The organism is Geothrix edaphica, from assembly GCF_030268045.1.
GTDB classification, from domain to species: Bacteria; Acidobacteriota; Holophagae; order Holophagales; family Holophagaceae; genus Geothrix; species Geothrix edaphica.
Genome location: NZ_BSDC01000001.1, coordinates 1,603,254 through 1,628,695 on the forward strand (window position 1 = coordinate 1,603,254; position 25,442 = coordinate 1,628,695).

Here is a 25,442-nt window from a genome sequence, read left to right on the forward strand (position 1 = left end):
AGCTAAACTGGTCGGCTGGAGAACCTCATGCCGTCTTCCAAGCGCGCCAGGCTGGCCATCTTCCTCACCGTGTTCGTCGACCTGCTCGGCTTCGGCATCGTCATCCCGATCCTGCCCCTCTACGCCAAGGAGATCGCGGATCATCCGAGCGCCTGGATGGAGAGCGTCAACCACTTCCTGGGCCTCGGCGGGGCGGGCACCACGCCGGGCGCGTTCTGGGCGGGCGTGGGCTTCCTCAGCTTCAGCCTCATGCAGTTCATCGCCTCCCCCATCCTGGGGCGCACCTCGGACAAGATCGGCCGCAAGCCGGTGCTGTGGATGAGCCTGGTGGGCTCGGCCATCGGCTACCTGATGCTGGCCCTCACCAGCCGCTTCGAGTGGATGCTCGCCGCCCGGATCCTGGATGGCATCACCGGCGGCAACATCTCCGTGGCCCAGGCGGCCATGGCGGACAGCTCGGCCCCGGAGGAGCGCTCCAAGGCCATGGGCATGATCGGCGCCGCCTTCGGCCTGGGCTTCGTGCTGGGACCGGCCATGGCCGGTGTCCTCAGCGGCAGTGCCTTCGGGCATCACCTGCTGGCGACCCGCGGCTGGCATCTACCCTTCTTCGTGGCGGCGGGTCTCTCCCTGGCCGCCTCCCTCCTGGTGGCGCTGTGGGTGCCTGAGACGCTCGACCAGGAAGCGCAGGCCCGGTCCCGCGAAACCCGTGGCCACGCCCTGGTGAAGGCCTTCAAGCGCCCCGGCATGCCCCAGCTCCTGGGGGTCTCCATGCTCGCCATGGCGGGCTTCGCCATGATGGAAGGCACCTTCGCCCTCATGGTCCATCAGCGCTTCGACTTCCATCAGCGGGAAGTGGGCTACCTCTTCGCCGGCATCGGCGTACTCATGGTGATCTACCAGGGTGGCCTCGTCCGCGTCGTTTCCAAGCGCGTCCCGGAGCGGGTGGCCCTCATCGCAGGCCTAATCCTGATGGGCCTAGCTCTGCCTTTGATGCCTCTGGCGGCCTGGATGTGGCCATTCCTCCTCCTCCTCATCCCCCTGGCCTGGGGCAGCGGCATGGGCAACACCGCCGGCTCGGCGCTGGCCAGCCGGCTGACCCCGCCGGAAGACCAGGGCAGTCTCTTCGGCGTGCTGAATGCCATGACCGGCCTGGGACGCATCATCGGCCCTGCGGTGGGCACCTTCACCTTCGCCCGCTGGGGCGGCCAGACCTCCTACACCGTGGCCGGACTCACCCTTGCCCTGGCCCTCTGCCTCGCCCTCACCCTCTCCCGCAAGGTGCCTGCATGATCCGCCTCGATGGACAGTCCCTCACCGCCCCCCTGCTGGCGCGCATCGCCGCCGGCGAGGGCGTCGTCCTGGACGAGGGCGCCCTGGCCCTGGTGGCCGAGAACCGGTCCGTGGTGGACCGCATCGTGGCCGAGGGCCGCACGGTCTACGGCATCAACACGGGCTTCGGCCAGTTCGCCACCGTGGTCATCGCCCCGGACCAGCTCCAGCAGCTCCAGCTCAACCTGATCCGCAGTCATGCCGCCGGCGTGGGCGAGCCCCTGCCGAAGGACCAGACCCGCGCCCTCATGGCCGCCCGCATCAACTGCCTCCTGAAGGGCCACAGCGGCATCCGGCCCGAGCCCATCCGCCTGCTGACGGACTGCCTGAACCGCGACGTGGTCCCCGTGGTGCCCAGCCAGGGCAGCGTGGGCGCCAGCGGCGACCTGGCCCCCCTGGCCCACATGGCGCTCCTGCTGGTAGGAGAAGGATTGGCATGGGGCAGCGATGGGCAGGTCCCCGGCGGGGAAGCCCTGGCCAAGGCCGGGCTGAAGCCCGTGACCCTGCAGGCCAAGGAGGGCCTCGCCCTCATCAACGGCACCCAGCTCATCACGTCTCTGGGCAACCTGGCGGTCGAGAAGTTCACCCGCCTGGCCGCCTTGGTGGATGAAATCGCGGGCCTCAGCCTGGAAGCTCTGCGAGGCACCCGCGCGGCCTTCGATCCGCGCATCCACGCCGCCCGACCCCACCCCGGGCAGATCGCCGTGGCCGAGCGCATGCGAGGAATCCTGGGTACCTCCAGCGAAATCTCGGAAAGCCACAAGGACTGTCACCGCGTGCAGGACGCCTACAGCCTGCGCTGCATCCCCCAGGTCCACGGCGTGACCCGCGACGCGCTCCAGTTCGCCGGCGCCATCCTCGAGCGGGAACTCAACAGTGCCACGGATAATCCGATGATCTTCACAGATACTCAGGAGTCCCGTTCCGGTGGCAACTTCCATGGCCAGTACCCCGCTTTCGCCTGTGACGTGCTCGCCATCGCGGCGGCGGACCTTGCCAGCATCTCCGAGCGCCGCCAGGAGCGCCTTGTGAACCCGGCCTACAGCGACCTCCCGGCCTTCCTCACCCAGAACGGCGGACTCGAATCCGGCTTCATGATGGCCCACGTCACCTCCGCCGCCCTGGTCAGCGAGATGAAGGGCCTGGCCCATCCCGCCTGCGTGGACACCATCCCCACCAGCGCCGGGAAGGAGGACCACGTCAGCATGGGTCCCATCGCCGCGCGGAAGCTGCTGCGCGCCGTGGAGGCCCTGGAGCAGGTGCTGGCCATCGAAGCCCGCATGGCGCTCGAAGGCCTCCGCATCATCGGGCTGGCCCCCGCGGCCGGACTTCAGCCGCTGGTCGCCCGGCTGGCGGAGGCCTGCGCCCCCTGGACCGACCGGGTGATGTACGAAGAGCTCAACGCCACCCTCGGCGCCCTCCGGGCCCATCAGGAAGCCTGCCCATGAACCAGCCCACCCCCTGGCGGCCCGCCTGCGAACTGGCGCTCCGGCAATTCTCCGATGCCGACGCCATCCGGTTCTGGGGCATCGGCCACCAGGTGGACGGTGAGTACCAACCCATCTTCAACTACCGCTTCGAGCACACCTACGCGGCGGTGCTCCTGGCCCGATGGCTGGCGCCCCTGGTGGGCGCGGACGCGGAGGTGGTGGAGTGCGCGGCCTGGCTGCATGACGTGGCCAAGCGCCTGAAGGACCCCCAAGCCAAGGACACCCACGCCCAGGATGCCTCGGCCCGGGTGGAGGAGATCCTCTCGGGCACAGACTTCCCGCCGGAGAAGATCCCCGCCGTGCGCCATGCCATCGAGCACCACGTGGGCCTCAAGCTCACGAAGCGGCTGGAGCCCCTGGAGACCGCCTGCCTCTGGGACTGCGACAAGCTCAGCAAGATCGGCGCCGCGAGCCTCATCCACTTCGGCTGCATCAGCGGCGCCTTCCAGCCCATCACCACCGAGGAGATCCTGCGCCGCGGCGAGGCCTGGCTGGACCTGGCCCGGGGCATCACCGCCAGCTTCAACACCGAACCGGCCCGGGAGGAGGGCGCGCGGCGCCTGGCCTTCCTGGAGGCCCACTACGCCCAGCTGCGCCGGGAATGGTCCGATCCCATGAAGGCGACTCCGGCATGAGCGATTCCCTCCAGTTCGCGCAGACCCTGGCCGTGGCCTTCCGGTCCATGCAGATGTACACCGCGGCCCATCCCCGCTCCAAGGACGCCGTGGCCACGGCCTACGCCATCCTGCAGGAGCAGCTGGAGGAGCGCCCGCGGATCCAGTTCGTGGTTTCGGGGGCGCGGTCCTTCTTCAACGGCGAGGCCCAGGAGGACCGGAGCCCCCACCTCGCCGCCCTCGTCCGCCAGGTGACCGAGCGGGGCGTGAGCGGGTTCATCATCGAGCGCGGGGCCACCCCGGACGAGTTCGCGGCCTTCCTGGAGGCCCTGGGAACCCGGCCTCCGCGGGTCCAGGAGCTGGGCGGGCTGGAGAGCATGCTGCTGGCCGCCGGCGTGAAGCGCATCCAGATCACCCAGGTCCGCTACCAGGTGGTGCTGGAAGGCGACGAGGCCGAGGAGGCCGGCCGGGAGTTGAACCGCGCCCCCTCGGTGCAGGCGCCGCCCGCAGAGGACCCGCTGGTGAAGGCCATCCTGGAGGCCCTCCTGTTCTCCCTCCCCCTCGGCCAGGGTGCGGATCCCGGCGGGCACGGGGACGGTCCGGCCCCCGCCGAGGCCGACGAGCTGGCCTTCCTCAAGGACTTCCAGCCCCTCCAGCTGGGGGGCCTGGGGCCCCTGGGCGCCGAGTTGGGCTTCGGGCCGGACCAGCCCTCCGGTGACCAGGTGGACACCCTTCGCCAGGTGCTCTCGGGCCTGGGCCCGGGGATGTTGCTCCGCCTGCTGGCGGGCCTCGACACCCTGCCCCAGGAGCCCGCCGGCCTTGCGGTCGGGGTCCAGGGCCTGGCGGGCGGCCTCCTGCAGCAGGCGGTGACTGGGCTCCTCGGGCAGGGGGCGACCTGGGACCAGCTGGCCGGCCCCGTGCAGGGCATCCTGAATCGCCTGTCCGACCGGGACCAGGTGCGGGGCGGCCTTGGCGACTTCCTGCGTGGCCAGGGGCACGACCCGAGCAAGATCGGCCTCCTCCTGCGGCGGGTCACCTGGGAAGACCTCAGCCTCGAAGCCCGGCTCGTGAAGGTGCTCGAGGAGGGGTGCCTCTTCGACCTCACGCTGGATGAGCGGCTGGCCTTCCTGAGAGAGCTCCTGGACCTCGGCAGGATCGACGATTTCATCCGGGTGCAGGAGCTGCTGCTGGACGCCCTCCGCCAGGAGCGCCTGCTCCGCCTGCAATCCGCCCAGACCCTGGCGGGGATCGCCCGGTGGGCCCACGCCCCGGGCCTTCCCCCGGACATCGAGGCCCCCCTGACCGAGGGCCTCAAGGCCAACTTCCCCTGGGAGCCGGACCCCCCGACCCACCGCTGGACCACGGAGGCGCTGGAGACCCTCCTTCGCGCCCACGTCAGCCGCGGCCACCTCAACCAGGTCATCTCCGACGTCCGGGAACTCGAAGAGGTCTGTGCCTTCCTGGACCATCCCCAGCCCTGGCGGCAGGAGGCCTACGACCGGCTCCTGGAGCCCCTCCGCCGCCCCGGCGTCCTCGACGAGGTGGTGGCCCACCTTTACGGCATGGACCGCGCCCACCTCGCCTCGGAGGTATTCCCGTACCTGGAGTTCATCGGCGTCCCCATGGTCCACCACCTCATGGCCTGCCTGGGCCACGAAGAGGACCGGGTGAAGCGCGGGCGGCTGGTGGAGGCCATCCGGCAGATGGGCCCGACCGCCCTCCCGCCCATCCTGCAGGCCCTGGAATCGCCGACCTGGTACCTGGTGCGGAACGCCCTCAACCTGCTCACGGACATCGGTGATGCGGGCCTCATCCACGCCATCGCGCCCCTGCTCCGACATCCGGAGCCCCGGGTCCGCCGGGTGGCCATCCGCTCCCTGTGGCGGCTCTGCGGGCCGGCCTCCGAGCCGTACCTCATCCCCCGGATGAAGGAGACCGATCCGGGCGCGCTGGAGGAAGTCCTCTTCGCCCTGGGCCAGCTCAAGTCCGTGGCGGGCCTCCCGGCCATCGCCGAGTTCGCCCAGGACCGCCGGGCCATGGAGAAGCTCCGGATCAAGGCCATTGAGACCCTCGGCGCCATCGGTTCCCCGGAGGCCCTGGCCCCGCTGGCGGAGTTGACGCGGCGGCGGGGCTTCTTCGCGGGCACGGAGTCCACCCCGATCCGGCTGGCGGCCGCCCGGGCCCTCATGGACCTCGGAACCCCCGCCGCCATGGCGTTCCTGAAAGGCGTCCAGGAGGCGGAGCCCCGGGGGGAGTTCCGCGAGGCCCTGATGGGGCTGAGGGGAATGGCCTGAGCTCGTGACGGACGTCACAGGGCATGCGAAAATCGAGGTCTTCGCGGAGCGCCCATGTCCTTGGTCCACCTTGATCCCGGCAAACAGGCGCCTGAAATCGTCAACGCCATCATCGAGATCCCCACGGGATCCCGCATCAAGTACGAGATCGACCACCACACGGGTCTGGTCCATGTGGACCGCGTGCTCTTCTCGCCCTTCCACTACCCGGCGGAGTACGGCTTCATCCCGGGCACCCTGGCGGAGGACGGCGATCCGGCGGACGTCCTCGTGCTCATCAACGGCTCGACCTATCCGGGCGTGGTGATCCGTGCCCGCCCCATCGCCCTGCTGCGCATGCGGGACGACAAGGGCCTGGACTCGAAGGTCCTGGCGGTGGCCACGGACGACCCCACCTATGCCCACGTGACCTCCCGCAGCGACCTGCCGCCGCACTTCCTCCTCGAGGTGGAGCACTTCTTCCTCACCTACAAGGACCTCGAGCGCAAGAGCGTGTCCAGCGACGGCTGGGGCGGCAAGGACGAGGCGCACGCGTTCGTCCGGTCCTCCATCGAGGCCTACAACCGGCAGAAGAAGTAGGGGCCGATGGCATCACCGGAGGCCCCGGGCCTCGTCTGCTTCGACCTGGACGGAACCCTCGTGGATCCCCTGCTCGGGGTCCGGAATGGCGTGCGGAAGACCTGCGAGAAGTTCGGCCTCCAGATGCCGGACGAGGCCACAGTCCGCGCCTGGATCGGCTTCGGCATGCGCGAGTCCCTGGCCACCGTCCCGGGCCTGGAGGATCCGGAGCGGCTGGAGGAGGCCCTGGACTTCTACTGGGAGCGCTACCGCGAGGACGGCGTCTTCGAGCACGAGCTGTACCCGGGCGTCTTCCACCTCCTGCACCGCCTGAAGCGCCAGGGGCACCGCATCTACATCGTATCCGCCAAGCCCAGCCTCTTCGCGCGCCGCATCGCCTACCAGTTCGACCTCAACCTCGTCTTCGACGAGATCTTCGGCAGCACGCTGAAGGGCCGCTGGCAGCCCAAGACCGAGGTGCTGGCGGGCCTGGCGGAGCGGGGCACCGTCTGGCCCGGCGGCGTGTTCATCGGCGACCGGGGCGTGGACATGGAAGCCGCCCGGGACCATGGCCTCGAGGCCATCGGCGTGGGCTGGGGCTACGGCAGCCGCGGGGAGCTGGAGCAGGCCGGGGCGGAGCACATCTTCGACACGGTGCCGGACCTGGACGCCTGGCTGCGCGTCCGCTTCCCGCAGCCTGAGGTGTTCGACGCCTTCAGCCGTTCGGAGTAGGCCTTCAGCGGTTCGGAGTCGCCCAGCGCGTGCCCGCGGGCACCTGGGCCTTGAAGGCGGCCGGGCCCGGGGCCGGTGGCTTCTTCGCGTCCAGGAGCTCCAGCCGCTGGCGCGCGCCGGTGGGATCGGTCCACTCGAGGCCGTGGAGCAGGCCCCTGCGTCCGGTGGCCTTGAGGGCCGGAACGTCGGGCGTCCTCGGAACCAGCCTCACCGCGTCGCCCCCCAGCGCCTCGACCCGGTAGAGGGCCTCGATCCGCGACGGATCCAGCAGGATTCCCAGCAGGGGGAAGTCGCGCACGGCCCGCGCCAGCTCCACGCGCTGCGCCGTGCGGGTGTCCGGATCGTACTGCACGAGCTGGCGGCCGTCGGAGGTGACGGTGAGCCCCGAATCGTAGGTCACCTTCAGCCGTCCGCCCCGGGCCACCAGCAGGTTCCCCTCGCGCGCCATCTTTCCGAAGACGGCGCTGTCGCTCTCCTGGCGGAAGCGGCTGGCGAGGGCGGGCACCTTGGGAAAGGCAGTCCACCAGCTCGGCAGGGCCGCTGACAGGGGCACCGCCAGCAGCGCCAGGAAACCGATGCCGCAGGAGGGGACGCGCACGTCAGCTCCGCTTCAGCTCGACGCTGAGCTTGGCGGTGCTGCCCTTGGCCGGCGCCGGGCGGTGGACCTGCCCCTCGGCCAGCACCACCCCCTTGTGACGCAGCTGCACGAAGACCTCGACCTCCTGGCCGTCCATCTCCGCGGGCACGTCGAGGCGGAGCACGGAGGGCGCGCCCTGGCGCCCCACCTGGGTCAGCTCGCCCAGCAGGGAAGAGATGGCGTCCTTGGAATCCACACTCCTGGGGCGCAGGGCCGGGCGCTTGCCTTCCACTTTCAGCGAGGCCAGTGCGGCCAGGGGGTCGGCCTTCGCGGCCGGCCTGGGTCCAGGGGAAGGTTCCGAGGCCTTGGGCTCCTCCCAGGGTGCCGGGGCCTCCGGGACTGGCAGCTGGCTCTCCGCAGGTTCATCGGCCTGGAATGCGGAGAACGCCTCCGCGTCGAAGGGCCCCACACCCTCCTCCATGAGGAAGGAGAGGGTTCCGTCCTCGGATGGCGGTTCCGGCAGGTGGGGCGCCTCGATGAAAATGCCCGTGTCGTCGTCCAGATCGGGCAGCGGGGCGACTCCAGAAGCCTGGGCCGAGGAGCCTTCCATGTCGAGCAGATCGGTGACGGAAGGCAGGTCCGACAGGGTGAGGGCCCCTCCTCCCGTCGGGGCCTGCTCCCGGGGGGCGGGTGCGCTGGGAACTGGAGGGACGGGGGCGGCTGCCTGGGGTTCTCCGAGCACGTGGGTCTTGATGTGCGACAGGGCGAGCTTGGTGATGCCGCGCAGGGTCTCGAAGACCCCCGTGCCATCCGAGGCCACGGACTGGAAGCTGGGGACACCCCGGGCGTTGAAGACCGCCTCGAGCTCCTCGACGGCGACCACGTTCTTCAGGTCCCGCTTGTTCCACTGGAAGACCACGGGGATGTCCTGCAGGTTCAGGCCCAGCTCCCGCAGGTTCTCGTCGAGGTTCAGCCAGCTCTCGCGGCAGGCGTCCAGCATGGGCACCTGGCTGTCCACCACGAACACGATGCCGTCCACACCCTTGAGCACGAGCTTGCGGGTGCTGTTGTAGAACACCTGGCCCGGCACGGTGTAGAGCTGGAGCTTGGTCTTGAAGCCGCCCACCATGCCCACATCCATGGGCAGCAGGTCGAAGAAGAGGGTGCGGTCCGTCTCCGTGTTGAGGCTCACCATCTCGCCGCGGGCTTTCTGGCTGGTCTTGCCGTAGATGGTGTTGAGGTTGGTGGTCTTCCCGCACAGACCCGGCCCGTAGTAGACGATCTTCGCCGTCATCTGCCGGGTGGCGTGGTTGAAGAACACCATTCTCGAACCTCTTGGGAAGAAAAAGTTTAGCCCGGAAAACCTCCCGGGCTCAATGCAAATGCGGGTGTTCCCCCGCCAGGGTTGGTGTCCGGACTCAGGGCAGGGCCTTTAGGAGCGCCAGCACCTGCTGGTCGTGATCCTTGGTACGGACATCCCGGATGATCTTCCGGATGATGCCTTGCCGGTCGATGAGGACGGTGGTCCGCTTCGCGAAGCCCAGCAGGGGCATCTTCACCCCGTAGGCCTCGATGATGCGCTTGTCCGGATCCGCCAGGATGCTGAAGGGCAGGTGGAACTTCTCGGCGAAGGCCTTGTGGCTCTGGGTGGTGTCCGCGCTCACGCCGAGGATCACCGCATCCGCGGCCTGGATCGCCGCGAACCCATCCCTGAGGCTGCAGGCCTCGGCGGTGCATCCCGGCGTATCGTCCTTGGGATAGAAATAGAGCACCACCCTCGATTTCCCCTGAAAATCCGCCAGGCGGATCAGGGCGCCGTGCTGGTCCCGGGCCTCGAAGGCCGGGGCCTTCGCGCCCTCCGCGATCTCCCCTGCGGAAGCCAGCCCCATGATCGACAGAATCCCCATCGCCACCCTCCAGTTCCGGCCCATGGTCGCCTCCCGAGGGGTGGGAGTGTGGCACCATCGGCTGGAACTGGAAACAGAAACGGAGCAGGACATCTTGGACCACATCACTCGCATCGCCCTCATCCCCGGGGACGGGGCCGGCCCCGAGGTCATGGCGGAAGCCGAGCCACTGCTGGAATGGGCCCGGGCCCGGGGGCGCCGCCTGGAGGCCGAGCGCCTGCCCTATGGGGCGGACCACTTCCTCGCCACGGGCGAGACCCTGCCCGAGGCGGCCTACGCGGACCTCCGGGACCGGTTCGACGCCATCCTCTTCGGTGCCGTGGGCGACCCCCGGGTGCCGGACGGGCGCCATGCCGAGGAGATCCTCCTGCGCCTGCGCCAGGGCCTGGAACTGACCGTGAACTTCCGGCCCTGCCGGCCCCTCCCGGGAACCCGCATGGCGGGCCTCCACCTCGAGGTCTTCCGCGAGAACACCGAGGGGGCCTACTGCCTCCAAGGCTCCTCCGAGCCCGGTCGAGCCGTGGACCTGGCTGTGCATACCGAAGGAGCGGTGCGCCGCCTGCTGGAAGCGGCCTTCCTCCGGGCGCGGGCCCGGGGCTGCACGCTGACCCTGGCCCACAAGGCCAATGTCCTGAAGCACGGCCACGGGCTCTGGCTCCGGGTGTTCCAGGATCTCCGCGCCGCGCACCCGGAGGTGCCTGCCCGCGGCATGCATGCGGATGCCCTCCTCTGCGCCCTGGTGCAGGATCCGGCTCCCTTCGGCGTCATCGCCGCCGACAACTATCTGGGCGACCTCATCAGCGACCTCACGGCGGCCTTCGCCGGCGGCATGGGCACCGCGCCCTCCCTGAGCTGGGCGCCGCACCGCCCCTTCCGCTGCGCGGTCCTGGCGGAACCCGTGCATGGCTCCGCGCCGGACATCGCCGGGCAGGGCCTGGCCAACCCCGTGGGCATGATCCTCAGCACCGCCCTGCTCTTCCGGCATCTGGGCTGGGAGACCGAAGCCCGGGCGGTGGAAGAGGCCGTGGCGGCCACCCTGCGTGACGGAGCCAGAACCAGCGACCTGGGCGGCAACCTGAGCACCGGGGAGATGGGAACGGCCATCCGCGAACAGTTGCCCTGACCCTGCATTCCGCCGCTTAGTGGGGAAGGCGTTGATAAGCGGAGGTCTGCGGAGGAGCAGAGGAAAGCGGAGAACAGAACGGATTCTTTTCTCCGCTTTTCTCAGCGACTCAGCTCTCCTCCGCTTTCATCAGCCTTTTGATGGCGTCAGCTCGGCCTTCAGCAGCTGCGCATGACGCCGACGAGAACACCCTGGATGTCGATGTTCTGGGGGGCGTAGCAGCGGGGCTGGAGCTCCGGGTTGTGGGGGATGAGCCACACGCCCTTGGCGTCGCGCCGGAACTCCTTGAGGGTGACCTCCTCCTGGTCGATGAGGGCCACCACGCGATCGCCGTTCCGGTACTCGCCCTTCCGCTGCAGCACCACCAGGTCGCCGTCGAGGATGGCGTCGTCCACCATGGAGTCGCCCCGGACGCGCAGCACGAAGAGCTCGTCCCGCTGCCGGTGGATGCTGTTGGGCACCTCGATGGGCAGGGCGCGGCTCTCGGGCAGGATGGGCGAGCCCGCGGCCACATCCCCGCAGAAGGGGAAGATCCTCACGGGGCTGGCCGGTTCGTTCCGCTCGGCGCGTGGCGCAGCCTCCTCCATCACCGGCCCCGCCGCCACCACGAGGTTGTTCCCCTTCCCGTGGCTGCGGACGAGGAAGCCCTTGTCCATGAGGTGCTGGACATGCTTGTGGATGGTGGACACGGCGCTGGAACCCACCCCCTTGGCGATTTCCGCCAAGGTGGGGCTTCGCCCCTCGTCCTGCACGAAGGTGCGGATGAACTTCAGGACCGCCTGCTGGCGTTTGGTGAGATCGCTGGCTTTCATGGTCTTCAAGGTAAGAGCCGATCCGCAGGTCGTCAATCCCTTTTTTTTCGCTTTATTTCAGATCCTCGAAGACACCCCTTCCGACACCTTTCCTGGATGCCCCTGCTGGCCTCTGCCATACTGACGGATGCTTTGGCGAACCTAGTATTTACGCCCTCTTCGTCGCCATTGCCCCGATGCGAAAGGAGTCCTATGACTGCCGCCCTTGCCGCCCCCTCGCCCGCCGGAGGAGCGAAAACCCGGATCAATGATTTTTCCATCCAGGTGGCCACGGTCAACGGATCGGGTTCCCAGACGGCCAACACGGTTCTGCTGCGCGCCATCTTCCAGATGGGTGTGTTCGTCAGCGGCAAGAACCTCTTCCCCTCGAACATCGCTGGACTGCCCACCTGGTTCACCATCCGCGCCAGCGCCCAGGGCTACGTGGCCCGCAAGGCCAGCAACGAGATGCTGATCCTCATGAACCCCGAGACGGCCAAAGAGGACATCGCCAAGGCCGACCCCGGCGCCCTCGTGATCTACGACGAGCCGCTGCAGCTCGACAAGCTCCGCGGCGACCTGGCCTACATCCCCGTGCCCTTCCAGAAGCTGGTGACGGCCTCCTGCCCTGAGCCCAAGCTGCACAAGCTGGTGAAGAACATGATCTATGTGGGCGTGGCCTCCCGCCTGCTCGGCATCGACATGGAGGAGGTCAAGAAGGCCATCGCCAAGCAGCTCAAGGGCAAGGCCAAGGCCATCGAGCTGAACCAGACCGCCTGCGTGGCGGGCTACGACTGGGCCATGGAGAACCTGGAGGACCAGGACCACATCAAGGTCGTGCGCGACAACAAGACCCAGGGCCTCATCATCGTGGACGGCAACGAGGCCTGCGCCCTGGGCGCCCTCTTCGCCGGCGTGACGGTGGTGGGCTGGTACCCCATCACCCCGGCCTCCAGCCTGGTCGAGACCTTCATCGAATACGCCGAGGAGTACCGCAAGGATCCCAAAACCGGCAAGTCCACGGTGGCCATCGTGCAGATGGAGGACGAACTCGCCTCCGCCGGTGTGGTGCTGTCCGCCGGCTGGGCCGGGGCCCGCTCCATGACCTCCACCGCCGGTCCCGGCATCTCGCTGATGAGCGAGTTCATCGGCCTGGGCTACTACGTCGAGGCCCCCGGCGTCTTCTTCAACGTGGCGCGCACGGGCCCCAGCACGGGCCTGCCCACCCGCACGCAGCAGTCAGACGTGGAGCTCTGCGCCAAGTGCAGCCATGGCGACACCCTGCACATCAACCTCTTCCCCGGAACCATGGAAGAGTGCTTCCAGTTCTCCTACGACGCCTTCGATCTGGCCGAGAAGTTCCAGACGCCGATCTTCGTCGTCACCGACCTGGACCTGGGCATGCAGAACTGGGCGTCCAAGCCCTTCGCCTACCCCGCCAAGCCCTATGATCGCGGCAAGGTGCTCAACCAGCAGCAGCTGGCCGACATGAAGGACTGGGGCCGCTACAAGGATGTGGATGGCGACGGCATCTGCTACCGCAGCCTGCCCGGCACGCCCGGCGGCAAGGGCGCCTACCTGACCCGCGGCTCGGGCCACAACGCCTACGCCCAGTACTCTGAGAAGCCCGAGGACTACGTCGAGGTGATGGACCGCCTGAAGCGGAAGTATGAGACCGCCAAGGCCTTCGTGCCCGGCCCCGTGTTCCGCAACCAGGGCTCGGACAAGGGCGTGCTGGCCTTCGGCTCCAGCGATCCCGCCGTCATCGAGGCCCAGGACATCCTTCTGGCCCAGGGCCTCAAGACCGACTACCTGCGCCTGCGCGCCCTGCCCTTCACCGCCGAGGTCGACACCTACGTGAAGGAGAAGCAGGTGGTCTACGTGGTCGAGCAGAACCGGGACGGCCAGCTGGCCAACCTCTTCCGCGAGACCTATCCCGAGCACGCCACCAAGTTCAAGAGCGTCCTGCACTACGACGGCCACGCCATCGACGCCAAGTCCATCGTCGATCAGATCACCGCCTTCGAGCAGAAGTAGAGGAGCCGACCATGACCACCGCCACGCCTTCCGCTCCGGTTCCCGCCGCTCCCACCAACAAGCTCGGCTTCACCAAGCAGGACTATGTGGGCTCCAAGTCCACCCTCTGCGCCGGCTGCGGCCACGACGCCATCACGGCCCAGATCATCAATGCCGCGTTCGAGTCCAGCATCGAGGGTCACCGCGTCACCAAGTACTCCGGCATCGGCTGCTCCTCGAAGACGCCCGCCTATTTCATGAACCAGGGCTGGGGCTTCAACAGCGTCCACGGCCGCATGCCCTCCATCGCCACCGGCGCCTCCCTGGCCAACCGCACCCTCATCAACATCGGTGTCTCCGGCGACGGCGATTCCATGTCCATCGGCATGGGCCAGTTCGTGCATGCCGTGCGGCGCAACATCCCGATGATCTACATCATCGAGGACAACGGTGTCTACGGCCTAACGAAGGGCCAGTTCTCCGCCACCGCGGACAAGGGCTCCCACCTGAAGTCCGGGGCCGTGAACGACTTCCCGCCCATCGACCCGTGCACCCTGGCCATCGAGCTGGGCTGCGGCTTCGTGGCCCGGTGCTTCTCGGGCAACCCCAAGCAGCTGAACGCGATCCTGAAGGCGGCCTTCGCCTACCAGGGCACCGTGGTGCTCGACGTCATCAGCCCCTGCGTCACCTTCAACAACCACGACGCCTCGACCCGCTCCTACAAGCACGTGAAGGACCACGACTTTCCCCTCCACGACCTGGGCTTCATCCAGTACTCCGAGGTGGAGGAGGTGGAGATTCCCGCCGGCCAGACCGAGATCGTCACCTTCCCCGACGGTTCCAAAGTGGCCATCAAGGCCATCCACGAGGGCTACGAGCCCACGGACCGCTTCGGCGCCATGAAGGCCATCCACGAGTCCATGGCCAAGGGCGAGTTCCTGACCGGACTGCTCTACATCAACCCCACCCAGCCCCCCCTCCCCGAGGTGCTGAACCTGGTGGACGAACCCCTGGCCACCCTGGGCGAGGACCTGCTCAAGCCCAGCCCCGCCGAGCTGGACAAGATCATGCAGGCCCTCATGTAATTTCAATCTCCGTCCCTGCCAGCGGCCGCCCCACCAGGCGGCCGCTGTTCTACAAGGCCAAGCATTGACGCGGACCTCAGGCCGGGTAGACTGGAGTTTCGTGGGCCTGTAGCTCAGCTGGGAGAGCGCTGCGTTCGCAATGCAGAGGTCGTCAGTTCGATCCTGATCAGGTCCACCACTCAGTACCTGCGGCGGTCTTCGGGCCGCCGTTCGCTTGTCGGGGGATGACCTCGCCGGCGTTCAGAACTGGGGTCACCCTGAACCATTGAGGGCCTGGACTTTGTCATCACCAGCGGGGGCCGAGCCCCAGGAGAATGATGTCGGCATCGCGGTTGTAGCTGCTCGTGACGCGGTCGACCATGAGGCGCAGATTCCAACGGTCAGTGAGGCGTGTGGAAAGGCTGAGCGAAGCCAGGGGCGTGATGGCTGTTGGATTGATGCTGCCTGCAGCGGCCGGGTGTTTGCGATCGATGTAGATGTAGGGACCAAAACCGATTCCGACGGTCACGCGATCCTGGAAGAAATTGTTAACAGCCCAGCCTTGCAGCGCCAGACCACTCCGGCGGACGATCTCCGGATTGCCTTCGTAGATGAAGGTTGCCGTCCAGTCCACATGCCGGATGAGACCACGGCGGAATTCAAGGGCATAGGCACGAGCTGACTCGCTGCGAAAGGTGTTCACGACACTCTGGCCCGTGAAAACCGTCAGTTCGTTCCCGGTCACAGCAGCCTTCTCGTCCGGTCCATGGCCGAATTGACCGGGGGTTGGTTTCTCGTTGCGCCCAAACCAGTAGCCGACCCCCAGGGTTGCGGTTGTCACTTTCAGATCATGCGCCGGGAGGATCTGGTTCAGGGCGAGGCTGTAGAACCACCGATTCGAAAGGTACCCCGTGCCGGTGACACTGATGATCGGGGCCGTGCCATGGACATCTGCCGAACCACCGCTTGGCAGCGCCTGGGTGTCATAGAAGAAATAGGCACCCGCGCCGAGTGAAATCGAGAAGTGGTTGTGCGGCGTGGGGAGACGACCCCAAACCTCGACCGCATAACCGTCCCGGTGATGCCCAGGGACATGGCCCTCGTTGAGGTAGGCGACCGAAGCGGCGAGGTTCTGGTAGAAATCCTGACGGTACTCCAGTTGATAGGAATAGCTGGATTGCTTGATGTCGGTGGCCTTCATCGCCCCGGCGAGAAGGGTGAGTTCCTGCGCGCGAAGGTTGAAGGGAACGCTCCCCAGCAAGCACATCAATGGGAGGCGGAAAAGGTGTCGGTGTTTCATTCCAGGTGTTGCTCCAAACACATGGGACGATAAGAGCAATTATCACGCCTATTGTTTAACTATCTTTATTTGCTTTTTTTAATTCAATTACTGCCTATCATCGAACGCTGAATTCAATCAAGGTGGCTGATCGCCTCCTTCGTTCTGACGACTTCCGTCCTTGAAAATGAAGGCGAGGGTGGTTCATTGCGGTTGAATATTCAATTTCGATAAATAAGCAACTGTTATTAAAATATTCATTATTATTAATTTATTTTATAAAATAGGGAGCACTCTGGGTGAAGCGTTCGGAGCGCCCCCACCGCTGGTGGCGACGCATCCTCTGCTTCTTCCCACGCCACACCCCAAGAGAGATACCAAATTGATGATGGATCTGAAACTGCCCCTTTGGAAACCGGCCTCCGCGTTTCTGCTGTTGTTCTCGTTAGTCGCCTGCGGGAGTTCCAGTAATGGGGGTCAAACCGCACGGCCAGGCACACCTACAGGCACACCGACGGTCCTTTCTCATGCCCCCCTCGCCGGTGCCACCAACGTCCCCATCAACGGAAATGTGAGTGCCACGTTCAGTGAGCCGATGGATGGTGCCACCCTCACCGGCAGCACCTTCACCCTGACCACCGGGGCGGCGGCAACCCCGGTCCAGGGCACCGTGATCTACGGAAATTCTAAAGCCTACTTCACGCCAAGCACACCCCTTGCCAGCAACAGCTCGTTCACCGCGACGATCAGCACCGGGGCCAAGAGCACCATGGGCATGGCCCTCGCGGCGAAGCTCACCTGGACCTTCACCACTGGCACGACCGTGGCGGCCGCAGCTCCTGTGAGCCTTGGGACGGCCGGCACCTATGTGATCCTCGCGAAAACCGGGATTTCCACCGTGCCGACCTCCGCCATCACGGGAAATCTGGGCGTCAGCCCAGCCGCGGCCAGCTACATCACGGGATTCTCGTTGATTGCGGATTCGACGAATGTGTTCTCAACCAGCCCGCAGGTCACGGGGAAGGTGTACGCGGCTGACTACGCAGTGCCCACCCCGACCAACCTGACCACGGCGGTCAGCGACATGGGGACCGCATTCACTGATGCGGCGGGCCGCGCGCCCAGCGTCGCCGAGTTGGGCGCCGGAAACATCGGAGGGATGACCCTCGCCCCTGGTGTCTACAAATGGGGTACCAGCCTCCTGATCCCGACGGATGTCACCCTCAGCGGCAGTGCGACGGATGTCTGGATCTTCCAGATCGCCCAGAACCTGACCGTGAGCAGCGCCGCGAGAATCCTCCTGACGGGCGGTGCACTGCCCAAGAACGTCTTCTGGCAGGTCAGCGGCCTCGTGGATGTCGGCACCACGGCCCACTGCGAAGGGGTCGTTCTGAGCCAGACGGCAGTCACGTTGCACACGGGTGCCACGATCAATGGCCGGCTGCTGGCACAGACCGCAGTCAGCCTCGATGGAAACACCGTCGTTCAACCCGCCCAGTAAGTCGACCAAGAAGCATCCACAGTGCCACCGGGGCCGGGCGGTTATCGCCTGGCCCCGGTTTTTCATTTTCACCCCAGGCTCCGGTTGGACTGAGGTGATCGACACTCGGAGACAAAGCTGAGCGAGCTCTTTGTCAGCGTCGGCTAGAACATCGCCTCCATGGGAGCGGTTTCGCCGGCCTGGAGGGCTACGGCCTGGGCGGCCACGAGGGGCAGGCCCCGGTGGGCGAAGTGGATCGCGGTCTGGACCTTGTTCTGGTAGAAGGCCGCTTCACGGCTCTCCGCGAGGAGGGCCCGGACGGCGGCGGGGTTCCCGGCATCCACGCTGCGTTCCTGCAGAAGCGCGGCCAGCTTGCCCTGCGCCAGCGCCGCCTGTTGGAGCAGGAGGTGGCCCGCCACCACATGACCGACCATGTCCAGCAGGGGCACGGCATTCAGTCCCAGGAGCAAGGCGGCATTCTCCCGGGCGGGGATCTCCTGGAGCACCGCGCCCAGGGCCTTCGCGGCATCGCCCAGCTGGCGGGCGGAAGGACCCAGGACCGGGTCGGCGGCCAGGGACTTGACCGTCGCTCCCACGAGCCCCATCAGGGCCTTCACGGGACGGCCATCCTGCATCCGGAACTTGCGGCCCACCAGATCCAGGGCCTGGATGCCATTGGTGCCTTCGTAGATCGAGGCGATCTTGCAGTCGCGGAGGTACTGCTCGGCGGGATACTCCATCGTGTAGCCGTAGCCACCGAAGGTCTGCAGCGCCCATTCCGTCACGCGGAAGCCCCAGTCCGAGCACCAGGCCTTGCTGACCGGCGTGAACAGCTCGACCAGGCCCTGCCAGCGGTCGCGCTCCTCGCCCGTGGAGACATGGGCCATGTCCATGCACCAGGCGGTGTAGGTCACCAGGGCGCGCATGGCCTGCACGTAGGCGGACTGCATGAGGAGCATCCGCCGCACATCGGGATGCTCGATGATGAGGGACTGCCCGGCGCCCTTGCCCGCGCTGGGGGCGCGGCCCTGCAGGCGCTCCTTGGCATAGGCCAGGGCGGCCTGGTGGGCGGCGGAGGCATTGCCCAGGCCCTGGACACCGACCTCGTAGCGGGCGGCGTTCATCATCTGGAACATGTGGGCCAGCCCCTGCCCTTCCTGCCCCAGCAGGAAGCCCTGGCTGCCGTCGTTGGTGCCGAACACGAGGCTGCAGGTGGGTGAACCGTGGATGCCCAGCTTGTGCTCGATGCCGGCGCAGGCGACGTCGTTGGGTGCGCCCAGGCTGCCGTCGGCATTCACCCGGACCTTGGGCACCACGAAGAGGCTCAGGCCCTTGGGTCCGGCCGGTGCATCGGGGGTGCGGGCCAGCACCGCATGGATGATGTTCGGCGTGAGCTCGTGGTCGCCGCTGGTGATGAAGATCTTCTCGCCGCTGATGAGGTAGGTGCCATCGGCCTGCTTCACGGCCTTGGTGGTTAGGGCGCCCAGGTCGCTGCCCGCGCCGGCTTCCGTGAGGCACATGGTGCCGGTCCACTCCCCGGTGTACATCTTTTCGCAGTAGACCGCCTTCAGCTCATCGCTCCCGAAGGTCTCGATGAGGTGGGCGGCGCCGCGGGTGAGCAGCAGCTTGAGCCCCAGGGCCGTGTTCGCGCCCATGAGGAACTCGCTGATGCCCGTGCCCACGGACTCCGGCAGGCCCATGCCGCCGAACTCTGGGTTCATGGTGGCGCTGATCCAGCCGCCCGAGGCCAGATCCTGGAAGGCTCCGGCGAAGCCATCCGGCAGGCGGACCTTCCCGTTCTCCCACTGGGCGCCGACCCGGTCCCCCGTCTCGTTGCAGGCGGCGACGCTGCCCTTGGCGACCTTGAGGGCCTCGTCCAGCACCATGCCGAGCTGGTCGCGATCCACCTCCTGGTAGGCCTCGGACTTCAGCACCGCGTCCAGATCCAGCCACTCGAGGAGGTTGAAGCGGACATCACGGATATCGTCGAGGTACTTCATGGGAGCCTCCAGGAGGAGAGAGCGGGATGGATGCCAAGGGACGAGGGCTTTCCTTCATTCTTCGCCCAGACACCTCGCCCCACCAATACCTGTCCTCAGGTAAGTTGCGCCGGGCTTTCCAGAGCGGTGGCTACTTCAGTTCAGGGAACTGCTCCTCCCGGAATTCGGTGGACGAGTGGGTCTGCTCCGCGGCCCGCTTGCGGAGCTCCACCCGCCGGATCTTGCCGGAGATGGTCTTGGGCAGATCGCCGAACTCCAGGATCCGGATGCGCTTGTAGGGCGAGAGGCGCTCGCGGATGAACCGGAACAGTGCCAGGGCCGTGCCGCGGTCGGGCTCGAAGCCCGCGCGCAGGATGATGTAGGCCTTGGGCACCGCCAGCTTCAGCGGATCCGGGCTGGGCACCACGGCCGCCTCCGCCACGGACTCGTGCTCGATGAGAAAAGACTCCAGCTCGAAGGGGCTGATGCGGTAGTCGGAGCTCTTGAAGACGTCGTCGGCCCGGCCCACGAAGCAGAGGTAGCCGTCCGCGTCGCGCGTGGCCACATCCCCGGTGCGGTACCAGCCCTCGGCCAGGGCCTTCTCCATCTTCGACGGATCGTCCTTGTAGCCGGCCATGAGGCTCGTCGGGCGGGGGCTCAGCTTGAGGGCGATCTCGCCCTCCTCCGCCTCCTTCCCATCCGCGTCCAGCAGCGCCACCGTGAAGCCCGGCAGAGGTCGGCCCATGGAGCCGGCTTTGACCTTCTGGCCCGGGGAGTTGCCCACGATGGCCGTCGTCTCGGTCTGCCCGTAGCCGTCGCGGATGGTGAGACCCCACGCCTTCTCCACCTGGGTGATGACCTCGGGGTTCAGGGGCTCGCCAGCACCCACCAGGGCCCGGAGCTTCACCTTGTACGCCGCGAGGTCCTCCTGGATGAATAGGCGCCACACGGTGGGAGGCGCGCAGAGGGTGGTCACGCCCTTGTCGGCGATGACCTGGAGCGTGGCCGGCGCGCTGAAGCGGGCGGCCCGGTAGATGAAGATGCAGGCCCCGGCGTTCCAGGGCGCGAAGAAGCTGCTCCAGGCGTGCTTCGCCCAGCCAGGCGAGCTGATGTTGTAGTGGATGTCCCCTTCGCGCAGGCCCACCCAGTACATCGTGGACAGGTGGCCCACGGGATAGGACTGGTGAGTGTGGACCACCAGCTTGGGCTTGGCCGTGGTGCCTGACGTGAAGTACAGCAGCATGGGGTCCGTCGCACGGGTGGCCGCATCGGGCGCGAAGGAGGCCGATCCCGCCAGGAGCTCGGACACGTCATGCCAGCCGGCCACCGCAGCGCCCACACTGATGCGGGTGAGGCTGGCATCCAGGCCGTCGAACTTGCCGGTCTGGGCGGAGTCCACCACCAGATGCCGGATGCCGCCCCGCTCGATGCGGTCCTGGAGGTCCGCCTGGGAGAGCAGCAGCGTGGAGGGGACGAGCACCGCGCCGAGCTTGATGCAGGCCAGCATCACCTCCCAGAGGGGGAGGACATTGTCCAGCATGATCAGCACGCCATCGCCCCGCTTGACGCCCATGGCCCGCAGCGAGCTGGCCACCTGATTGCTGCGCCGGGACAGCTCCTGGAAGCTGACCTTCGTCTCCGAGCCACCCTCCTCGACGATCCACAGCGCGGGGCGGTCGTTGCCCACCGCGTAGGCATCGAAATAGTCCAGGGCCCAGTTGAAGGTATCCAGGACCGGCCAGCGGAAGTCGCGGCAGGCCGTGGCGTGGTCGTCCCGATGCGCGACGAGGAAATCCCGGGCACGGAGAAAGGCTTCGCGACCACTCATCTGGTCCTCCTGGTTTGCTTGGGGTATAGAGCAATCTAGGACGGCCCCGACCCGCCGTCCAGGATGAAAAACGACGTGCAGGGGGAGAAAGAATCTCAAGTAGGACCGGGGGCTGAGCCTGCATGGTAGGGTGGTCGCGTTGCACCCCCTCCGCGAGGCTTCCTGTGTTCAGCATCATCCCTGACGGCGCAGGTTACCGGGAATTCGTCCTGCTGAAGGATGGCCAGGGCGTGCTCCTGCGGATCGCGACTCCGGATGACGTGGAGCGGGTGGCGGCCTTCATCCAGGGGCTCTCCCGCGCCAGCATGGCCATGCGGTTCATGGGCGGCGTGTCCAGCGTGTCCCGCAAGTTCGTGGAGGACCTCTGCGACGAGAACCCCCACCAGCAGGCCTGCCTGCTGGCCATCGAAGGCGAGGGGGCGGAGCAGCAGGTGCTCGGCCTGGGCAACTATGTGGGCGACGGCGGGGCCGTGGCCGAAGTGGCCTTCATGATCGGGGACGCGCACCAGGGCCGGGGCATCGGCACGCTGATCCTCGAGCGGCTGGCGGGCCTGGCCGCCGGCGCAGGGTACGTGGGCTTCGAGGCCGAGCTGCTCCACGAGAACCAGAAGATGGCCAACGTCTTCCGGGATTCCGGGTTCGAGACCACCCGGGCCATGGAGGGCGGCATCATCCACGTGCGCTTCCCCCTGAGCGCCCCCGAGGCCCAGCGCGAGCGCGCGGAGATCCGCGAGCGCGTGGCCACGGCCAATTCCCTCGTCCCGCTCCTGCGGCCCGGCAGCGTGGCCGTGGTGGGCGCCTCCCGGGACCCCGCCTCCGTGGGGAGCATCATTTTCCGCAACATCCTCAAGGGAGGCTTCCAGGGGGCTGCCTATCCGGTCAACCCCAGGGCCAAGACCATCGAAGGCGTGCCGGCCTATCCATCCCTGGACTCCCTGCCGGAGTCGCCGGACCTGGTGGTCCTCGCCGTCCCCGCCATCAAGGTGTCCGCCCTCGCCAAGCGCGCCCTGGACAAGGGCGCCCGCGGGCTCCTGGTCCTCACGGCCGGCTTCGCGGAGACGGGCCCGGAGGGCGCGCGGCGCCAGGAGCGCCTGGTGCGGCTGGCCCGCAGCCGGGGGGCGCGGCTGGTGGGCCCCAACTGCCTGGGCCTCCTGAACACGCATGCCGCCGTCCAGCTGAATGCCAGCCTCGCCACCGTGATGCCCCCCCGAGGCCGGGTGGGGTTCTTCAGCCACTCCGCGGCCCTGGGCGTGGTGATCCTGCAGTACGCCGCCGAGCGGGGGCTGGGCTTCTCCTCCTTCGTCTCGGCCGGGAACCGGGCCGATGTCTCGGGCAACGACCTGCTCCAGTACTGGGAGGAGGATCCGGACACCGACCTGGCCCTGCTCTACCTGGAGACCTTCGGGAATCCCCGCCGCTTCGCCCGGCTGGCCCGCCGCATCTCCCACCGCAAGCCGGTCCTCTGCGTGAAGAGCGCCCGGAGCCACGCCGGCCGCCGCGTGGCCCAGGCCCACATCGCGGCGAGCCCCCAGAACGACGCCGAGGTGGAGGCCCTCTTCCACCAGGCCGGCGTCATCCGGGCAGACACCCTGGAGGATCTGTTCGACATCGCGCTGCTGCTGTCCCACCAGCCCCTGCCCCGGGGGGACCGCGTGGCCATCGTCAGCAACTCCGGCGGGGTCGCGACCATCTGCGCGGATGCCTGCGAGTCCCACGGCATGCGGATCGCCGGCCCCGGCGTGGTGGACCTGCATGCCATGGCCACCCCCGAGCACTACGAGCAGGCCTGCCGGGAAGCCCTCGAGCATCCTGAGGTCGACGCCCTCATCGCCTCCTTCGCCTGCCTGGGGGACTGCGACCCGGCCCTGGTGGCCCGGGCCATCCGGCGGGCCGCGGTGCGCGCCGAGCAGACCACGGGCATCGCCAAACCGACCCTGCTCTCCCTCATGGGCGTGAGCGGCGCCGTGCCCGTGGGTTCGGCCACCCGGGGCGAAAGCACAGGCACGCACCGGATCTTCCCCTCCTACCGCTTCCCGGAATCCGCCGCCCTGGCGCTCTCCAAGGTGGTCCAGTACGCCCACTTCCGGAGACAGCCCCCCGGCCGGTTCCTGGGCTACTCGGACATCAACGCCGGGGAGGCCCGGCGCCGCGTGGAGCAGCATGTCGAGAAGCTGCCCGACTCCGCCCACTCGATCTTCTCGCCGGCCCAGGCCAGGGAGCTCGTGGGGTTCTTCGGCGTGCCCGTCACGACGCTCCCGGAACCCGCAGAACGGAAGGGCCCGAGGGTGACGCTCAACCTGACGGCCGACCCCGATTTCGGACCCATCTGGCGCTTCCACCGCCAGGGCGTGGGATCCATCCTCCGCATCACGCCGCTCACGGACCTGGACATCGCCGACGTCCTCGAGCGGATGCACCTGCTCCCCACCAGCGGGCTGGGAGAGACCCTCGGCCGCCTGACCCAGCTGGTGGAGGAGCTGCCCTGGCTCTGCACCCTGGAGGCCCAGGTCGCCGTCCACGGCGAGACCGGCGCCCTCAGTCCCCTGCCCCTGCAGCCCGACCTGCGCCTGACCTTCACCCAGGTCGGCTTCCGCAAACCCTGAGCCCAAGGAGACCGCCATGCTGGTGAAGGAGATGATGCGCAGTCCGGTGACGGTGGTTGGCGTGGAGGCCACCATCGGGGAGGCCCATGAGCTGCTCCAGGCCCACGGCTTCCGCCACCTTCCCGTGGTGGACCGGGGGCGCCTGGTGGGAGTCCTCACGGACCGGGACCTCCGCTTCGCCACCAGCAACCTCTGCCACACGGCGCGCACCGCGGAGGATCCCGTCTCCGGCGCCATGAGCAGCCCACCCCTGACGGCCGATCCCCTCGATCCGGTGGAAGATGCGGCGCGGATCATGCGCGAGCACAAGATCGGCTGCCTGCCGGTGGTGGACGGCGGTGAGCTGGTGGGCATCCTCACCGGCATGGACCTGCTGGACGCCCTCATGATCCTCACGGGCGTGACCAAGCCCTCCTCCCGGCTCGAGGTGGCCCTCGCGGACCGGCCGGGCGAGCTGGCCCGGCTCACGGCCTTCCTCGCCGATCGCCACGTCAACATCCACTCCATCCTCACCTACCCCTCGCCCGAGGCGGTCCGCACGGTGCTCAGGGTCGCCTCCAACCAGATCCGCCCCCTGGCGGAGGAACTGCGGACGGCCGAGTTCACGGTCCTGTGGCCGCCGCCCAAGCCATGGCAGCACTGATCTACCGCCCGGAATACGCCGGGTACGACTTCGGGCCGGAGCATCCCTTCACGCCGGCGCGGCTGAGCATGCTCCTGGACCTGATCCACTCCCTGGGACACCCGACCTCGCCCATCGCGGCCCCGGCGGCGACCCGGGAGGAGATCCTGTCTGTCCACGACGAGGCCTTCGTCGCGATGGTGGAGGCCCTGGACCGTGGCGAGACCCGCCCGGAGGCCGAGCAGTTCGGCCTGGGCACTCCGGACAATCCCGTCTTTCCGGGCATGGACCTCGCGGCCCGCTGGCTGGTGGGCGGCACCCTCCACGGCGCACGCCTGCTGATGGCGGGAACCGAGACCCGCGTGCTCCAGCTGGGCGGCGGGCTGCACCATGCCCAGAAGGACCGCGCCGCCGGCTTCTGCATGTACAACGACCTGGCCGTGGCCATCCAGGCCTGCGTGGACCACGGCTGGCGCGTGGCCTACCTGGACATCGACCTCCATCACGGGGATGGCGTCCAGAGCCTGTTCTACGGCAATGACCGGGTGCTGACCATCAGCCTCCACGAGACCGGGCACTACCTCTACCCCGGCACCGGCCACATCCAGGAGCTGGGCACCGGCCCCGCGCGAGGCCTGAGCGTGAACGTCCCCCTGGAGCCCTTCACAGAGGCCGAGAGCTACCTGGAGGCCTTCGAGGCCGTGGTGCCCCGGGCCCTGGCCGAGTTCTCGCCCCACATCCTGGTGGTGCAGGCGGGCGCGGACGCACACTTCGCCGACCCCCTCGGCGACCTGGCCCTGACCACGCAGACCTTCCAGGCGCTTCACCGCCGGATCCTCGACCTGGCCGAAGCTCACACCCAGGGCCGGGTACTCGTCACGCTGGGCGGCGGCTATGAGGCCCAGGTGGTGGCCCGCGTCTGGACAATCCTCTACCTCACCCTGATGGATCTCCCCATCCCCGAAGCCCTCCCGCAGGACTGGCTGGATCGCTGGCAGCACCTCCTGGGCGCGGACGTCGGCCGGACCCTCCACGACCCGACCCCGGCCTATCCGGAACTGCCCGGCCGGGCGGAACGGAACCGCCGCAACCAGGACGTGGTCGGGCGGCTGCTGGATTCCCTCGTCCGCTACTGGCTCTAGCGGGCCAGGCGAGG

At 67.9% G+C, this 25,442-nt stretch carries 19 protein-coding genes, 1 tRNA gene and 1 pseudogene; 14 read left to right on the plus strand and 7 right to left on the minus strand.

Going from position 1 to position 25,442, the window contains the following annotated elements; translation table 11 throughout:
- Positions 1 to 27 precede the first annotated feature (27 nt).
- Genes QSJ30_RS07290 through QSJ30_RS07315 form a run of 6 tightly spaced genes read left to right on the plus strand, consistent with a single transcriptional unit; the run spans position 28 to position 7,017 of the window.
- Positions 28 to 1,290: an MFS transporter gene (locus QSJ30_RS07290; RefSeq protein ID WP_285607899.1), complete on the plus strand. Its 1,263-nt coding sequence runs from the start codon at positions 28 to 30 to the stop codon at positions 1,288 to 1,290.
- A complete protein-coding gene (hutH, locus tag QSJ30_RS07295; protein ID WP_285607902.1) occupies positions 1,287 to 2,777 on the plus strand; it encodes a histidine ammonia-lyase in 1,491 nt (496 codons plus the stop codon). Before QSJ30_RS07290 ends, hutH begins: the two co-directional genes overlap by 4 nt.
- Entirely contained in the window at positions 2,774 to 3,454 is a 681-nt protein-coding gene (locus QSJ30_RS07300; protein WP_285607904.1) for an HD domain-containing protein, read from the plus strand. The genes hutH and QSJ30_RS07300 overlap by 4 nt, the downstream gene beginning before the upstream one ends.
- On the plus strand, positions 3,451 to 5,727 hold the full coding sequence (locus QSJ30_RS07305) for a HEAT repeat domain-containing protein (RefSeq protein WP_285607905.1): 2,277 nt from the start codon (positions 3,451 to 3,453) through the stop codon (positions 5,725 to 5,727). Before QSJ30_RS07300 ends, QSJ30_RS07305 begins: the two co-directional genes overlap by 4 nt.
- A gap of 54 nt (positions 5,728 to 5,781) precedes the next feature.
- On the plus strand, positions 5,782 to 6,306 hold the full coding sequence (locus tag QSJ30_RS07310) for an inorganic diphosphatase (protein ID WP_285607907.1): 525 nt from the start codon (positions 5,782 to 5,784) through the stop codon (positions 6,304 to 6,306).
- Positions 6,307 to 6,312: 6 nt separating this feature from the next.
- Positions 6,313 to 7,017: an HAD hydrolase-like protein gene (locus QSJ30_RS07315; RefSeq protein WP_285607909.1), complete on the plus strand. Its 705-nt coding sequence runs from the start codon at positions 6,313 to 6,315 to the stop codon at positions 7,015 to 7,017.
- A 4-nt stretch (positions 7,018 to 7,021) separates the two neighbouring features.
- Here QSJ30_RS07315 and QSJ30_RS07320 read toward each other — a convergent pair whose 3' ends face one another.
- From QSJ30_RS07320 to QSJ30_RS07330, 3 genes and pseudogenes are all read right to left on the minus strand, one after another.
- Entirely contained in the window at positions 7,022 to 7,615 is a 594-nt protein-coding gene (locus QSJ30_RS07320; RefSeq protein WP_285607910.1) for a LolA family protein, read from the minus strand.
- A 727-nt stretch (positions 7,616 to 8,342) separates the two neighbouring features.
- Positions 8,343 to 8,918, minus strand: a pseudogene (locus tag QSJ30_RS14495) (GTP-binding protein); the annotation flags it as partial.
- Positions 8,919 to 9,012: 94 nt separating this feature from the next.
- The gene (locus QSJ30_RS07330) at positions 9,013 to 9,501 is read right to left on the minus strand and encodes a peroxiredoxin (protein ID WP_285607913.1); all 489 of its coding nucleotides are present in this window, start codon (positions 9,499 to 9,501) and stop codon (positions 9,013 to 9,015) included.
- On the opposite strand from QSJ30_RS07330, the gene QSJ30_RS07335 reads away from it, so the two are divergent.
- Positions 9,482 to 10,624, plus strand: coding sequence for an isocitrate/isopropylmalate dehydrogenase family protein (locus QSJ30_RS07335; RefSeq protein WP_285607915.1), 1,143 nt, complete (start codon positions 9,482 to 9,484; stop codon positions 10,622 to 10,624). The two genes, QSJ30_RS07330 and QSJ30_RS07335, sit on opposite strands and share 20 nt — an antisense overlap.
- A 158-nt stretch (positions 10,625 to 10,782) precedes the next feature.
- Here the strand turns inward: QSJ30_RS07335 and lexA are convergent, their stop codons facing one another.
- Positions 10,783 to 11,436, minus strand: coding sequence for a transcriptional repressor LexA (lexA, locus tag QSJ30_RS07340; protein ID WP_285607918.1), 654 nt, complete (start codon positions 11,434 to 11,436; stop codon positions 10,783 to 10,785).
- Positions 11,437 to 11,628: 192 nt separating this feature from the next.
- Here lexA and QSJ30_RS07345 point away from each other — a divergent pair, with 192 nt between their 5' ends.
- The 3 genes from QSJ30_RS07345 (at position 11,629) to QSJ30_RS07355 (ending at position 14,694) form a co-directional block, all read left to right on the plus strand.
- Positions 11,629 to 13,452, plus strand: a complete 1,824-nt coding sequence (locus QSJ30_RS07345; protein WP_285607920.1) for a 2-oxoacid:acceptor oxidoreductase subunit alpha — start codon at positions 11,629 to 11,631, stop codon at positions 13,450 to 13,452.
- A gap of 11 nt (positions 13,453 to 13,463) precedes the next feature.
- Positions 13,464 to 14,516 (plus strand): 2-oxoacid:ferredoxin oxidoreductase subunit beta, encoded by a 1,053-nt coding sequence (locus tag QSJ30_RS07350; protein ID WP_285607922.1) that lies wholly within the window; start codon positions 13,464 to 13,466, stop codon positions 14,514 to 14,516.
- A 102-nt stretch (positions 14,517 to 14,618) separates the two neighbouring features.
- A tRNA-Ala gene (locus QSJ30_RS07355) sits at positions 14,619 to 14,694 on the plus strand.
- A 108-nt stretch (positions 14,695 to 14,802) separates the two neighbouring features.
- On the opposite strand, the gene QSJ30_RS07360 is transcribed toward QSJ30_RS07355, so the two are convergent.
- Positions 14,803 to 15,795, minus strand: coding sequence for a hypothetical protein (locus QSJ30_RS07360; RefSeq protein ID WP_285607924.1), 993 nt, complete (start codon positions 15,793 to 15,795; stop codon positions 14,803 to 14,805).
- Between the two features lie 367 nt (positions 15,796 to 16,162).
- Between QSJ30_RS07360 and QSJ30_RS07365 the strand changes: the two genes are divergently transcribed.
- Complete coding sequence (locus QSJ30_RS07365) at positions 16,163 to 17,275, plus strand: ice-binding family protein (RefSeq protein ID WP_285608046.1); 1,113 nt, start codon at positions 16,163 to 16,165, stop codon at positions 17,273 to 17,275.
- Between the two features lie 143 nt (positions 17,276 to 17,418).
- Here the strand turns inward: QSJ30_RS07365 and QSJ30_RS07370 are convergent, their stop codons facing one another.
- Both QSJ30_RS07370 and QSJ30_RS07375 read right to left on the minus strand, forming a co-directional pair.
- Positions 17,419 to 19,254, minus strand: coding sequence for an acyl-CoA dehydrogenase (locus tag QSJ30_RS07370; protein WP_285607925.1), 1,836 nt, complete (start codon positions 19,252 to 19,254; stop codon positions 17,419 to 17,421).
- Positions 19,255 to 19,384: 130 nt separating this feature from the next.
- Complete coding sequence (locus QSJ30_RS07375) at positions 19,385 to 21,061, minus strand: AMP-binding protein (RefSeq protein ID WP_285607927.1); 1,677 nt, start codon at positions 21,059 to 21,061, stop codon at positions 19,385 to 19,387.
- Positions 21,062 to 21,225: 164 nt separating this feature from the next.
- On the opposite strand from QSJ30_RS07375, the gene QSJ30_RS07380 reads away from it, so the two are divergent.
- The 3 genes from QSJ30_RS07380 to QSJ30_RS07390 are packed head-to-tail and all read left to right on the plus strand — an operon-like array spanning position 21,226 to position 25,428.
- Positions 21,226 to 23,664 (plus strand): bifunctional acetate--CoA ligase family protein/GNAT family N-acetyltransferase, encoded by a 2,439-nt coding sequence (locus QSJ30_RS07380; protein ID WP_285607929.1) that lies wholly within the window; start codon positions 21,226 to 21,228, stop codon positions 23,662 to 23,664.
- Positions 23,665 to 23,680: 16 nt separating this feature from the next.
- Entirely contained in the window at positions 23,681 to 24,307 is a 627-nt protein-coding gene (locus QSJ30_RS07385; protein ID WP_285607931.1) for a CBS and ACT domain-containing protein, read from the plus strand.
- A complete protein-coding gene (locus QSJ30_RS07390; protein WP_285607932.1) occupies positions 24,295 to 25,428 on the plus strand; it encodes an acetoin utilization protein AcuC in 1,134 nt (377 codons plus the stop codon). The genes QSJ30_RS07385 and QSJ30_RS07390 overlap by 13 nt, the downstream gene beginning before the upstream one ends.
- The last annotated feature ends 14 nt before the right edge of the window (positions 25,429 to 25,442 follow it).

Coding starts and splice junctions, on each gene's coding strand:
- QSJ30_RS07290 (WP_285607899.1), top strand. CDS start 28: ATGCCGTCTTCCAAGCGCGCCAGGCTGGCCATCTTCCTCACCGTGTTC.
- hutH (WP_285607902.1), top strand. CDS start 1,287: ATGATCCGCCTCGATGGACAGTCCCTCACCGCCCCCCTGCTGGCGCGC.
- QSJ30_RS07300 (WP_285607904.1), top strand. CDS start 2,774: ATGAACCAGCCCACCCCCTGGCGGCCCGCCTGCGAACTGGCGCTCCGG.
- QSJ30_RS07305 (WP_285607905.1), top strand. CDS start 3,451: ATGAGCGATTCCCTCCAGTTCGCGCAGACCCTGGCCGTGGCCTTCCGG.
- QSJ30_RS07310 (WP_285607907.1), top strand. CDS start 5,782: ATGTCCTTGGTCCACCTTGATCCCGGCAAACAGGCGCCTGAAATCGTC.
- QSJ30_RS07315 (WP_285607909.1), top strand. CDS start 6,313: ATGGCATCACCGGAGGCCCCGGGCCTCGTCTGCTTCGACCTGGACGGA.
- QSJ30_RS07335 (WP_285607915.1), top strand. CDS start 9,482: ATGATCGACAGAATCCCCATCGCCACCCTCCAGTTCCGGCCCATGGTC.
- QSJ30_RS07330 (WP_285607913.1), bottom strand. CDS start 9,501: ATGGGGATTCTGTCGATCATGGGGCTGGCTTCCGCAGGGGAGATCGCG.
- lexA (WP_285607918.1), bottom strand. CDS start 11,436: ATGAAAGCCAGCGATCTCACCAAACGCCAGCAGGCGGTCCTGAAGTTC.
- QSJ30_RS07345 (WP_285607920.1), top strand. CDS start 11,629: ATGACTGCCGCCCTTGCCGCCCCCTCGCCCGCCGGAGGAGCGAAAACC.
- QSJ30_RS07350 (WP_285607922.1), top strand. CDS start 13,464: ATGACCACCGCCACGCCTTCCGCTCCGGTTCCCGCCGCTCCCACCAAC.
- QSJ30_RS07360 (WP_285607924.1), bottom strand. CDS start 15,795: ATGAAACACCGACACCTTTTCCGCCTCCCATTGATGTGCTTGCTGGGG.
- QSJ30_RS07365 (WP_285608046.1), top strand. CDS start 16,163: ATGGATCTGAAACTGCCCCTTTGGAAACCGGCCTCCGCGTTTCTGCTG.
- QSJ30_RS07370 (WP_285607925.1), bottom strand. CDS start 19,254: ATGAAGTACCTCGACGATATCCGTGATGTCCGCTTCAACCTCCTCGAG.
- QSJ30_RS07375 (WP_285607927.1), bottom strand. CDS start 21,061: ATGAGTGGTCGCGAAGCCTTTCTCCGTGCCCGGGATTTCCTCGTCGCG.
- QSJ30_RS07385 (WP_285607931.1), top strand. CDS start 23,681: ATGCTGGTGAAGGAGATGATGCGCAGTCCGGTGACGGTGGTTGGCGTG.
- QSJ30_RS07390 (WP_285607932.1), top strand. CDS start 24,295: ATGGCAGCACTGATCTACCGCCCGGAATACGCCGGGTACGACTTCGGG.